Genomic DNA, 12640 nt, shown 5'->3' with positions numbered 1-12640 from the left:
CTCACCCGGATGTTCAATGAATTTAACATGTTATAGAAACATAGCAAATGCGCGTTACCTCGCCCGTCGGTCTCTGCCCCCGGTCCGCGTCGTTTACTCTCGAACCGGAACCAAGCCTTCAGCGTTGCGATAACAAATTTTTTCCAGCACCTCGGCCGGTAGGGAAAGTCCCTCCAGAAAGGTAAACAGATCGCGCTCGTAATAATCCCGCCCGAACAACAGCCGGTCCTGGTATCGGGTCAGAAACCGAACGGCATGACCGGGATCCCGCTTCAGCGCTTGCAACGCCGATCCGGCCGAAAGATCAGCATATAGATTTGGATACCGATCGAACAGGTCGTAAAGCTTCCCGCCCTCGACCACCTTCCCATTCGGATAAAGGGCGGGGTCATCCGCCGCGTCGCCGCTGATCTCCCGCCAAAACCCGGGGGCGTGACCGACGAACTTCGTCTCCGGAACGGCCTCCAAGGCTCGGGCGAGGTTTTCCACCGTTCCTCCATACCAATTGTTCTGATACTCGATCCCGCCCTCGGCGGTCTTCCGGTACGGGATGTCGAGGTGCAGGACGACCGGCATCTCCAACTCTCCGGCGGCCCGGAAAAGTTCCAACGACCGGGGATCGTCGAACGGTATCCGGAACTTCCATTCCCCGCAGACACGCACCCCATGGATCTTCGCCGCCGCACGCAACAACGCCGGAGCGTCGCCTAGCAGCGGATGCGGACAATATCCGAGAAGGAAGCGTCCGGGATACCGGTCACGGGCGAGGATCAAATCCGACAGCGGAATTCCCGGATGGGTGCCGTCGGAACGAACATGGACCGGGTTGAGCACGCCATGGTAAGGGGCGGCGTCCTCGAACGGCGCGATCTCCCAACTCAACAGCCAGGCGTACTCGATGCCATGGGCGTCCATGTCGGCGATCAACCCCCGATCGTCCCGGCCGTGCCAAAACACATGTTGATGCGTGTCGACGATTTTTTTTGGACGATTTTGCGATGTTTTCGAATCCATGCTGCGACTTAAATTCAACGAATCCGAGATCTATCGAAACCGGGTGATCGGGGCAAACGAATAACCGGAAATTTTGTCACCACTCTCTCGACACAAACCCTCCATTTTGGTTTCGTAAAAGGATGCTCGATTATTCTCGCCTGGAGCGAACCCGGGACCTTTCCCTGCCGGAATGGGGTCCCTATTCCAAGGACTCGTTCGCCTTGTCGCATATCGCCGATCCGGCCGTGGGTCGACTGTTCGAATGCATCTTCATTCCCGGGATTCACGCGGAGCGAATTCACTTTCCGGACAAACGCGATTCCTGGAACGTGACACCGGTCGCGGCCGACCGCGATCTCGGTTCCTACCAGATTCGTTTTCTCATGGATCCGGATTGCCAGGCCGACGTCACCGTGACGGGCGTTTGGCCCGACCGCCGCTTGGCCACCATCGATTTTCAAAACGGCGGCCCACGCGAGATCGCCTTCCGTCTCGACTTCGCCCTCGGGTTTCAGAAGGAGGATCCGATCACGGAGCTCGATCTGGCCCCCGGTGAATCGTTCCTGCCGGCCCATCGCTACGCGTCGCTCAACCGATCGCTCCCCTCGACCGGCGTCGACCAATGCCGCGAAGGAACCATCCCGTCCGGGCTCTTCGTAGAACGCCTCGCCCTCGGTCCCGCCTTCACCGCGCAACCCGGCGCCCGGGCCGAATGGAATTGGCCCCTCCCGTCCGGCATGCCCGCCGGTCGACTCGCGATTCGCTACGCCTTCACCGGAAGTAAACCAGTCCACCCCCGGTTGTTTTTCGGCGGGAAACCCCTGTCGATCCAACTCGCCCCCACCGGTCCCGCACTCGCTCCCGGCGCGCTTCGTTTCGCCGAACTTCCTTTCCCCGGCTGCGATGCCGGAAGTCATCCGTTCGCCTTGGAGCTTCCTGATGGAACTCCGGACGGCGAACTCTTCGTCGACGGATTTTTCCTGCTGCAAAATGAAGGAGATCCCGCGAGCGACAGACGGATCCGCGTCCGGCCTTTCGAACCGAACTTGGAGCGTCACGTCGAGGACGATTTTTTCGCCCTCCGTTCCCCTCTTTCCCCGGACCGATGGTACGGCGTTTGCGTGACTCTCCCCCAGTCGGACGTCCCCTTCCATGTCTGGAAATTTTCCGCCGGAGATCCGGCCGCCCATTACCGCCGACTCGGATCGGTCTCACGTTATTGGACCCGCGACCGGATCTTCGACCGGGAAAACGAACACCTGGTCGGCGACCTGCGTCCCCTCCTTTGCCCCGCCGGAAGCACCCTCACCCTCCGCGCCGCCATCGGTTTCGCCGATTCGCCGACGGGACTCAGGGCCAAACTTCGCGAAACACTCGACGCCACTCCAGCCGCCGACACTCGAAACCGAAATAAGAGTTTCCACGCCTCCCGTCCCGAGTTCCAACCAAGCCTCCAAGCGGTGATCGCCGCCGCCTACACCACCGTTTGTTATCCGCAGGATTTCCTGAGCGAGCGGGTGAAATATTTCACTCCGGGAGCGTTCTTCCCTACGCTGTATCAATGGGACGCCGGCATTCAAAGTCTCGGGCTTGTCTCCCACGATCCGCAACGGTCGCTAGAAAATATCAACGCCTACCTGCCGCTCCCCGATGACCCGAAACCGCTGGTCCTGCACGGCAGCGTTCTGCCGACGCAACCGTTCGCCTGGTGGGAGATCTACCAACGCACTGGCGATGTCGAAGTCCTTCGCTCGATGTATCCAAAAATGCGCAGATACTACCGGTTCATGGCGGGAAAAGAGGATTCGCTCATGGACCTGTTCGGCACCGGCCTCCTTTGTCCGTGGCCCTATTTTTACAACTCCGCCGGTTGGGACGACTACCCGGCGCAGGCCCATGTGGCGGAGGAAGACCTTGGCCGCACCATGAGCCCGGTCGCCAACACCGCCTACACCGCCCGCGTATCCAAAATCATGGCCCTCGCCGCGAGCGCGCTCGACTTGGACGACGACGTCGCCGAATACGAACGGGATGCGAGCCGGTTTCTCGACGCGCTGCTCCAACTCAGTTGGGACGACCGTTCGGGATACTTCGGTTATGTGATCGACGAAACCAAAGAACACCTCCGGGCGCCCGACGGAAGCAATTTCAACTGCGGACTCGACGGCGTTTCACCGTTGGTCGCCGGCCTTCCTCCGGGAAAGATTCGCGACACCCTTCTCGGCCATTGCCGGGACGAACGCCGACTCTGGACCCGGATCGGACTTTCCACCGTCGACCAAAGCGCCTCGTATTTCTCCAATGGCGGCTATTGGAACGGCTCGGTCTGGATCGCCCATCAATGGTTCTTCTTCAAGGCATTTCTCGATTGCGGCGAGTTCGACTTGGCCCTCCGCCTCGCCCGCGCGGTTGCCGATGCGTGGAAGAACGCCGTTGCCTCCCACCGGGGCCAAACCTTCGAGGCGTTGCACATCGCCACCGAACGGGGAATCGGAACGCCGCACTTCAGCGCGCTGGCCCTCCCCGTGATTCCGCTTTACGAAGCGGTCTTCGAAGCCGGACGCCTCACCGGCGGATTCGATACGCTGTGCCGAAAGGTTGAATACGATCCGAACAACCAGCGCCTCACAGCCGAGGTGGCGAATCCGCACGCTCCCGGACCCTCGGGTTTCCTCGCCGTGATGGGGGAACCGGGAACCTATTCGATCCAATGGCGCGGCGAGACTTTCCGTTGTCAATCCGACGAAGAAGGCTGCCTCGGTTTCACGCTTGAAACCACGGCAGCCTTCGAAAGCGTGGTTATTTCCCGGTCGTGACGGAGTAGGCCCGCCAAACCTTTTTCATCGCGACGGCCAAAGTCCGGACATAATCGGTGTCCATCGCTTGGTTGATGCCGATTTTGATCGATGTGCGGAGAATGGCTTCCGATTCCGGCAAATGGACCTTCGTGTAGTCCATCGAAGTCAGTCCAAGTTCCTTGATCGGCCACCGTCCTCCGAAGAAGTTGTGGTTCTGGAACACCGGATAACGGTACAACGGAGTCGGGATGTAGCCCGGAGTGGCGGGAACCCCTTCTGCCACCAGCGCCTTCGAGAATTGATCCCGGTCGCAACGAAACCGCTCGGGATCGAAGCGGAAGAGATAGAACCAGTAACTGCAGGCGTCCTCGGGATCGACTCCGTGCGGGAGCAAGCCGTCCAACCCGGCAATCTCCCGGGTGAGCAGATCGCCGAGTTCGCGGCGCCGCGAGGTGATCTCCACCAACCGTTCCATCTGGACTGCCGCGATCGCGGACTGCGGTTCGCTGATCCGATAGTTCGGGGCCAGAAACGCCGGGGAACGGGTTCCTTTGACCCGGTCGTATCCTTTATCTCCATACATTTGAAGGCGCTCACCGAACTTCCGGGAGTTCGTCGCCACCACCCCTCCGTCACCGGAACCGATATGCTTGAAATCATTGAGCGAAAAACATCCGATGTCCCCTACGGTCCCGACTGGTTTTCCTCGGTAGCAACTTCCCCACGCCTGGGCGCAGTCTTCGATCAACACCAAATCGTGCTGGTCGCAGAGGGCCCGGAGTTCGTCCAACCGGCAAGGATTGCCCGCCAGGTGAACCGCCAGAATCGCCTTGGTCTTCGGAGTGATTTTCGCCGCGACGTCGGCCGGATCGAGATTCGAACTGGCGGCTTCCAGGTCGGCGAAGACCGGCACCCCTTGCTGGTAAAGAATTCCGGTGACCGTCCCCATGTCGGTGATAGGCGAGGTGATCACTTCATCTCCCGGTTCGATTCCCGCCGCTTGGATAGCGATATGGATCGCCGCCGTCCCGGACGAGCACGGCATCACAAACTCCAGGGGATAATGTTTCCGGAACCGCTCGACCAACAACTTGGTTTGCGGTCCGTTCCAATAAAACAGGGAGGGTTGTCCGATCATTTCGGACAACTGGCGTCGTTCCTGGTCGTCCCAACGGACGAGCGCCGGAGCGGGTGCGCCCACCGCCGGTTTGCCTCCGTCGATTGCGAGTGTCGTTTCGTTTTCTTGATCGATCGTTTTCATAGTTTTCGTTTTCAATTTGGGTGAGTTAAGAGGAGAGTTCTCCGTCGACCAGCCAGCGGTCGAACCACGCGGCGGTGAGAGCGCGGCCGTATTCGGGAACCTCGTGCCCGCCGCCGAAAAGAAAATTGCCGACCCGTTCGCCGTGTCCGAGCAACGAATACACCTGATGCAGTTCGAAGCCGGCTTCACCGAGAGCTTCGTTGTTGCCATACATCGGATCGCCCAGGCCGGAGAGATTCAAAAACGGACGCGGCGCGATCAATGCCGCCAATTCATGGAGGTCGAAGGGAGGCGTTTCGCTTTCCTGGAACGGCTTCCTCAAGGCCGGAAAGTAAACGTACCACTCCTCCCGCGCCCATTGCAGCCGTTGCGGGTTGTTTTGCCAGACCGCCAAACCGCAACTGGAAACCGCCGCGGCGACCCGTTCGTCGAACGCCGCGAGGAACATGCTGCCATGCCCCCCGAGCGAGTGCCCGACCGCCCCGATCTTCCGCGAGTCGACTCCTTCGATTCGTTCGAGAATGTCGAGAGCTCGCCTTCCGTCCCAGATCGCCTTCCCGACCGCCGACCAACGGGGATGTTTTTGATAAAATCGCGCGGTATCGAAAGCCTTCTCTCCATCGGCGATCCGTTCTCCCGCCGCCAGATGATCGGGAGCCAGCGTGATGTATCCCCGTTCGGCCAGGTAGCGGGCGTAATCCCGCCGCGGCTTCGTTCCTCGACCGATCTGCCCTTCTTTCCCGTCAGGCGATGTTCCATGGAGGCAAAGCATGGCGGCGCCGTTCTTCCTCCGTTCCTCCGGTGGCAGGAGAAGATAGGCTCGCACCGGTTCGTCGGCTTCCACCTGGTATTCGATCTTTAGATGCTCAATTTCATTCTCTTTGAAACGGTCGAGAATCCGATACTCGGGAACCGGGGACACGATCTCCTCGGGAGTTCCGAGATATGGAGTCACGCGGGTTCGAATCTCCTCGCGTTTCGCAGTCCATCCGGACGACTCCTCAATGGGAGTTCCGTGGGGACCGATCAAGAGTTTGGCTGCTTTCGAGTTCATTCTATTGTTCGTTCCGGCAGGGCGACGCTCCAGAGATCCGAGCTGTTGCCATAATAAAGGCGTCCATTCACCAAAGCCCCGAGGGCGGTCGGAGAGACTTCGAGTTCCCGCACGGCGACGGGTTCAAGGCTTGCGGTATCGACTTCCAGCAAGGCATCCGACAGCACCACCCAAAGCCGGGTTCCGTCCTCGGAGGGGATCAAGGTTCGTCCGCCGCGGCGGGCGGGATTACCGAACTCGGCGAATTCGCGCCGGACCAACACGCCTCCGTCAGGATTCGCTCCGTCGATCGCAAACAAAACCGATCCTTGGGTGATCCCGATGACCCGGTCGTCCTCCATGACCGCCAAACTGACGATTTCCCGGGCGCCTTCGACGGGCACCAGGCGTTTCAATACGGACTTCTCGTCCCAATCGAACCAATACACCTCCGCCTGGTCGGCGATTTGATGGCCTCCACCGGGGGCCAGAATGCTGGTTCCGCCGACGAGCACGCCATTGGAAAGGGCCTGCAAGGCGATGGTGCTTTGCCATGGAATCAACTCCTCGTGAGTGAGCCGCCCGATGGTGACGTTTCTCTGCAAATCGAAAACGAGCAGGCCTCCGCCGGTGCTTCCGTAGCCGGGAAATCCGCCGACGAAGATGGTCCGTCCGTCGGGATGGAGGAAAGTGACCCTCGGGCGTTGCACATGGGGTCGATGATGGGAGGCCAGGCGCGGGTTGGCCCCGACGGTTCCCCGTCCATCGAAGCTTCGATTGGCGTCATAAATCCAGAGATCCCCTTGCGAATAGGAGGCTCCGAACAGCAGATCTCCCTTGCGGGCGAAATCCGGAATATTCCCTCCTTCTATCGGTTGGACCGCTCCCATGTCCAGCAAGTCGCCCCCGAAGAGGTCGAACCTCCAAAAGCGCATCGGATGGGAGGTCGAGCCAAATAGCTTGCCCCCGGGGCCTTCGATAATTGACGAAATTTCCGCGCCAACCGATTCGTAGTCGAAGCTGCCGCTCAGCCGTTGGCCGGACGAGGTGGTGACCTCATAGATTCGGTTCGAAAGGTCGAATTTGGTGAGACGCCATCCGTTCGGAAAGTCGGTCAGCATCCCTTGCCATCGAGTGGCGCCGGTGTCGCGGAATGCGGGCACCTCATTCGCCGGGACCGCATGGGCCGTTCCGTTCTCGAACCGATACCACTGGTCGTCGGCCGCATGCAGTTTCCCGTAGGCCCGGCCGTCGACCCCGAGAGAGGCCTGCCCGAACCCGGTCCTGCGTTCCGCCTCCGGAGCGAGCGAACGGAGTGTGCCATTGGAGAGTCGATACGCGACCACGTTGTTCCGGGCATTGCCGACCCCGGCGTAAACCCAGCCGTCCGCCGCCGCCGCCAGCGAGGAGGGATATTGCTCCTGGTTGTCCAACCGGGCTAATTGGGTCAATCGTTTCGCGTCCGGGTCGTAAACAAACAGGGTCGAAGTCGGATAGATCGCGGTGAAGATCCGTCCGTCCGTTCCTTCGGCGAACGACATCGCCATTCCTCCGATTCTCTCTTGCGCGAATCGCCACTCGCGGGCGTCGATATCAAACTCGAGAAAGGTTTGGTCGAACATGGTGTAGAACCGTCCGGTCGATGAAACCATCAGATGGAAAGGAGCGCCCGACGCGACTTGGTCATGGGGATACCAATACTGCTCGCTCGCTCCGGTGATTGGATCGATGATCAGGAGCGAGGAACGCAATTCCTCTTCGAAGCGGTCCATCGGCAGGGCCAGGATCAACGGATTGCCCTGACCGTCGGCCGTCGCGATCACACCGCGGGCTTCGGAGATGGCGGTCGGCCGGCCATGATACTCCAGAAGATGGGTCAATGAAGCCCGGAGTCGGATGAACCGTCTCTCGGATTCACTTCTTTTCACCCGGTCGCGGAAAACGATCCGCCGCGGGGTTTCCTCCGCCACCGTCACGTGCTCTTCCCCGCGTCGCCAATCACGTAGGTTGTCGGAGACTTCCGCCCACAGAGTCGCCTCCACGGCAGCGGGATCGCGGTCCACGGCGATCGAGAGATAATCGTCGCCCTCGTCGTGGATCCATCCGATTCCAAAAAGCGCGGCCGCCGAAACGGGGGTCAAGGGATCGAGTGCGACCGCGTATTTGAAAAGGTTGCTCACCCCGTCGCCGGCCGGATCGCCGGGCGGACCGGATTGGTCGCCGGAGACTCCCATCCGGGCGATCCAGGCGGAAAACGTTTCGGAGCCCCGGGCATCGGGATCGACCACGGTCAGGGTGAGATTTCCACCGGAATAATCGACCCGCAAAAGCGCATCGCCGAGTTCGATCCGTTCACCTTGGGCCGCATTGGCGAACGAACCGCTCCGGCCACCGTTCCATGAAACCACCGTGAAGGTTCGTCCGATCTCCGGAATCCAGCCCGGGCTCGCTACCAGTTCAAGTTCCCCACCGTCGAGACGAAGCGCGCCGGAAACTTGCAGCGGCCTCGCGACCAGCGATGTCAGGTCGATTTTCAGGCTTCCCCCTTGGGCGAACACTACGTCGCCGTTCACGGCGATCTCCCCGTCGCCGCCCAAGGTTCCTTCCACGGTCACCGATCCTTGGATGACTCCGTCGCCGGTCAGCTCGCCATCGGAGGCGATCACCAGCCCGGAGTTGGCACCGAACTCATACGTTCCCCCGGACAAATGCAAAATGGCTCGGGAACCCGCGCCGTCCCCCACGACAAACGGAGCGGATGCGGCACTGTATTGGGCCGACCGGATGCTCAACCTCCCGGAATCGAAACGGATTTCCCCATCGCCCGCGAGGCGGCGGATGTCGTCGACCGTGACCTTTCCGCCATCGATCAGGATCGCGCTGCCACCGACCGCCCGCATGTAGGCGGTGCCGTCGGTGCGGGTGATGATCGTTTCCCCGCCGAGGAAGCGGGCTTCGTTCGCATCGGTCGCCAGCAGAAGATAGGTCACCCCAAGTCCGCGACTCCCATCGACGAGCAACATCCCGCCGGTTTGTTCGAGGATGTTCCGGGTGGAGGCGTTGGAACCGAGCTGGATGAAGGCGGCATGGAAAAGGCTGCTTTCGTGGGCGATTTCCAACCGATTGGAGTGGTTGTCACCCCGGCCGACCTGCATCCCCAAAATCTGGATACTTCCGCCCTTCTCCACCCGGAGCAAGTTTCCACTGCCGGCCCCGGAGGTGCGGGGTCCGATCATGACGTTCAGGCTGGTGGTGAGGTTGGAACCCGCGCCGGTCACCTTGACGACATTGTGGCTGCCCCCGGAGTTCGGTGCGATCAACAGTTCGGCGCCGTTCACGAAGAGTTCGGCGCCGTCCCGCACCGTCAAACTGTGATGACTCACACTGTTGCCGCCATACGGCGTGTTGGTCCCGATCCGGAAAACACCGGAGTTTTCCCATGCCAAGTCCGGTCCGGCGAGGATGAGGTGGCGCGGCATGCCGGTGTTGCTCCCCCCGATGTTGGCCGCCCCCGCGTTCCAAACACGGCCGCCGGTGAAGATCGTGGTGCTTGGCGAGAATCCGCTGTCGAAGTTCGCCGAGTTGGCGTCGATTTCGGCGAGGATGGTCCAGGTGTGGCCGTTTAGATCAAAGGTGACATTGCCGCCGCGGTTGAAAAACCGTCCGAGCGTTTCATCCTGGGTCAGACGGACCGTATAGGTGCCATCGACCAAGGTGAACTGCGCCGCACGGGAGGCCTCGGGAACCAAACCGTGCTGCCAATTGGCCGGTTCCCGGTAGTCGCCGGAGGCATTGCTTTCCCAAGAGGAAATCTGCGCCGGCAATCCCGTGACGACGGTGATTGTGAGAGCAACCGAGAGCGCGACCAGGAATGCCCGGCGGAGGGTCATTCTCTCACTCCGGCAAGGCAACGCTCCAGAGATCCGAGCTGTTGCTGAAATAGACCCGTCCATTCACCAACGCCCCTCCGGCGGTCGGCGCGACTTCGAGCTTGCGGACGGCGATCGTTTCCAAACTGCCGGGATCGATCTCGACCAAGGCGTTGGACAACATCACCCAAAGGCGCGTGCGGTCTTCGGATTTCAGCAGGGTGCCCCCGCCCCGACGGACGGGTGACCCGTATTCGAGCAAGTCGCGCCGGTTCGAGACGCCTTTGTCGGGGGAAGCTCCCTCAATGGAGAACAAGACCGATTCGCGGGTGATGCCGATGACCCGATCGTTGTTCATGACGGCCAGACTGATGACTTCGCGGGCTCCGTCGACCGGGACCACCCGGCTCAGGACCGACCGTTTGTCCCAATCCAGCCAATACACTTCGGCCTGGTCGGCCATCTGGTGTCCTCCACCGGGAGTGAGGATGCTGGTGCCGCCGACGAGGATGCCGTTGGAGAGCGCCCGCAATGCGATCGTGCTTTGCCCCGGGATCAACTCCTCAGGGGTGAGTTGCCCGACCGTCTCATCCCGCTCCAAGTCATAAACCAACATCCCCCCGCCGGTGCTTCCATACCCCGGGAACCCGGCGGCGAAAACGGTACGGCCGTCGGGATGGAGAAAGGTCACCCGCGGACGCTGCACGTGCGGCCGGAAATTGGCGGAGGGCCGAGGGTTCGCTTCGGCGATTCCCCGTCCATCGAAGGGACGTTCCGTGTCATAAATCCACAGATCGCCTTGCGAATAGGAAGCTCCGACCAACAGGTTTCCTTTGCGGGCGAAATCAGGGATGTTCCCTCCCCCGATCGGGCGAACCGCCCCGACGTCGGACACTTTGCCGGCGGCCAAATCGAAGTTCCAAAGGCGCATCGGATGGGAGGTCGATCCAAAAAGCTTTCCGTTCGGTCCGATGGTGATCGACGAGATTTCGGCTCCCACCGATTCGTAGTCGAAGGTTCCGTTGATCCGCTGTCCGTTCGACTTGATCACCTCATAGGTGTGATTCGGCAGATCGAATTTGGAGAGATACCAGCCGTTCGGAAAGTCGCGCAGCATTCCCTGCCAACGGGTCGCCCCGGTCTCCCGGATCGCCGGGACCGCCCCCGCATCCACCGGATGGGCCGCGCCGTTTTCAAACCGATACCATTGGGAGTCGGCCGCATGCAGTTTGCCGTAAGCCCGCCCATCGTTCCCGAGCAGGACCTGACCGTGACCGGTCCGACGGTCCGCATCCGGGGTGAGCGAACGAATGGTTCCGTCGGAGAGACGGTAGGCGACCACATCGCTCCGGGCGTTGCCGACCCCGGAGTAGATCCAGCCATCCCGGGTCGCGATCAACGACGAGGGATATTGCTCCCGCTCATCCAAACGGGCCAACCGGGTCAGTTTCTTCTTCTCCGGGTCGTAGGCGAACAAGGTCGATGTCGGGAAAATCGCGGTGTAGATCGTGCCGTCCGGTCCCTCCGCGAGCGACATCGCCATTCCCCCGATCTTCTCCTCGGCGAACCGCCATTCCCGGGCGTCGAGGTCGAACTCCAGGAAGGTCTCGCCGAACATGGTGTAAAACCGCCCCTTCGAGGAGAACATCAAGTGGAACGGAGGCCCCGAAGCGACTCCATCATCTGGATACCAGAACTGCTCGCTCGTCCCGTCCTTCGGATCGATGATCAAAAGCGACGAACGCAACTCCCCCGCGAAACGGTCCATCGGCAGCGTGAGGATCAACGGCTCCCCTTGGCCGTCGGCCGCGGCGATCACCCCCCGGCTTTCGGAAATGGCGGCGGGACGGCCATGGTTTTGCAGGACCTCCCCCGGAAGGTGGCTGGCCGATGAAAGAAACAAGGAAGCGATCAACATAGGTGCGACGGCTTGGACGGCTTTCCGCAATCGGTTGAAACAAGGATGGATCGAAATTTCGCGACAACTCATTCTTCGAGATCCCGATACATGCTGACGCCAGCGTTGCGGTTGACCAACTGACTCTCCGCGTACCACTCGACGCTCCCGCCGAGACGCAGGACGTTAATGCCTCCGCTTTCGTGAAACGCACTGAACGGTCCGTAGGTCCATTGGTCGGACGCGACGATCGCCCGGGGATCATGGGTGGCCCGGGCCCGCGGGATCAACCGTCCCACCGCGCCCGAGTCGGCCCCGGTTCCAAAGACCTGGAAATAACCGGTGTGGGTGGTGGCGGTGTTCCCCTGCTCCGGATTCGCCGCCCAGCCGTTTTCGTCGCGGGTCGGCCGCCGGACCATGTCCGCCGGACAAAAGAAGATATCGGTGGTGTCGACGTAACCCCGGGCCCGCAATTTTTCGTGCGGTCCGCCCCCGTTGCCGCTGCCGCCGTTGGTTGCCGGACCGAAACTCCCCCGGTCGTCCTGCCAAAAGCCGGGAAACCGGTCGTTGTGGTCGTTCGCATGCAAGTGCAAGGCCGCGCCGATCTCCCGGAGATTGGAGGCGCAGACCGACTTCCGGGCCGATTCCCGGACCGCCCCCACGACCGGAATCAGGATCGCGGCGAGGATTCCGATGATGGCGATGACGGTGAGGAGCTCGATGAGAGTGAAAGCTCGGTTGGGTGATGGATTGGATGAGTATGTCATGAGCTATATCGATTTGAGT

Annotated in this window: 7 protein-coding genes; 1 reads left to right on the top strand and 6 read right to left on the bottom strand. The window is 61.1% G+C overall.

The window, feature by feature from the left end:
* Nucleotides 1–93 precede the first annotated feature (93 nt).
* Entirely contained in the window at nucleotides 94–1014 is a 921-nt protein-coding gene (locus ACWUI2_RS19490; protein WP_486984512.1) for an amidohydrolase family protein, read from the bottom strand.
* Between the two features lie 122 nt (nucleotides 1015–1136).
* On the opposite strand from ACWUI2_RS19490, the gene ACWUI2_RS19485 reads away from it, so the two are divergent.
* Complete coding sequence (locus ACWUI2_RS19485; protein WP_486984511.1) at nucleotides 1137–3812, top strand: MGH1-like glycoside hydrolase domain-containing protein; 2676 nt, start codon at nucleotides 1137–1139, stop codon at nucleotides 3810–3812.
* On the opposite strand, the gene ACWUI2_RS19480 is transcribed toward ACWUI2_RS19485, so the two are convergent.
* Genes ACWUI2_RS19480 through ACWUI2_RS19460 form a run of 5 tightly spaced genes read right to left on the bottom strand, consistent with a single transcriptional unit; the run spans nucleotide 3796 to nucleotide 12621 of the window.
* The gene (locus ACWUI2_RS19480; RefSeq protein WP_486984510.1) at nucleotides 3796–5055 is read right to left on the bottom strand and encodes a DegT/DnrJ/EryC1/StrS family aminotransferase; all 1260 of its coding nucleotides are present in this window, start codon (nucleotides 5053–5055) and stop codon (nucleotides 3796–3798) included. The genes ACWUI2_RS19485 and ACWUI2_RS19480 overlap by 17 nt on opposite strands.
* Before the next feature lie 25 nt (nucleotides 5056–5080).
* A complete protein-coding gene (locus ACWUI2_RS19475; RefSeq protein ID WP_486984509.1) occupies nucleotides 5081–6109 on the bottom strand; it encodes a dienelactone hydrolase family protein in 1029 nt (342 codons plus the stop codon).
* Nucleotides 6106–9978 carry a hypothetical protein gene (locus tag ACWUI2_RS19470; RefSeq protein ID WP_486984508.1) on the bottom strand — a complete coding sequence of 1291 codons (3873 nt, stop codon included), beginning with the start codon at nucleotides 9976–9978 and terminating at the stop codon, nucleotides 6106–6108. Before ACWUI2_RS19470 ends, ACWUI2_RS19475 begins: the two co-directional genes overlap by 4 nt.
* A gap of 4 nt (nucleotides 9979–9982) precedes the next feature.
* Complete coding sequence (locus ACWUI2_RS19465; RefSeq protein WP_486984507.1) at nucleotides 9983–11947, bottom strand: hypothetical protein; 1965 nt, start codon at nucleotides 11945–11947, stop codon at nucleotides 9983–9985.
* A complete protein-coding gene (locus ACWUI2_RS19460; protein ID WP_486984506.1) occupies nucleotides 11944–12621 on the bottom strand; it encodes a type II secretion system protein in 678 nt (225 codons plus the stop codon). Before ACWUI2_RS19460 ends, ACWUI2_RS19465 begins: the two co-directional genes overlap by 4 nt.
* Nucleotides 12622–12640: the final 19 nt, after the last annotated feature.

Source organism: Verruconatronum alginivorum (genome assembly GCF_056590205.1).
The sequence above is the reverse complement of the archived record's forward strand: the minus strand, read 5'-3'. Positions and strand labels throughout refer to the sequence as shown.

Excerpts from the sequence above, each read along its gene's own strand:
- ACWUI2_RS19460 (WP_486984506.1), bottom strand. The coding sequence starts at position 12,621 with ATGACATACTCATCCAATCCATCACCCAACCGAGCTTTCACTCTCATC.
- ACWUI2_RS19490 (WP_486984512.1), bottom strand. The coding sequence starts at position 1,014 with ATGGATTCGAAAACATCGCAAAATCGTCCAAAAAAAATCGTCGACACG.
- ACWUI2_RS19470 (WP_486984508.1), bottom strand. The coding sequence starts at position 9,978 with ATGACCCTCCGCCGGGCATTCCTGGTCGCGCTCTCGGTTGCTCTCACA.
- ACWUI2_RS19475 (WP_486984509.1), bottom strand. The coding sequence starts at position 6,109 with ATGAACTCGAAAGCAGCCAAACTCTTGATCGGTCCCCACGGAACTCCC.
- ACWUI2_RS19465 (WP_486984507.1), bottom strand. The coding sequence starts at position 11,947 with ATGAGTTGTCGCGAAATTTCGATCCATCCTTGTTTCAACCGATTGCGG.
- ACWUI2_RS19485 (WP_486984511.1), top strand. The coding sequence starts at position 1,137 with ATGCTCGATTATTCTCGCCTGGAGCGAACCCGGGACCTTTCCCTGCCG.
- ACWUI2_RS19480 (WP_486984510.1), bottom strand. The coding sequence starts at position 5,055 with ATGAAAACGATCGATCAAGAAAACGAAACGACACTCGCAATCGACGGA.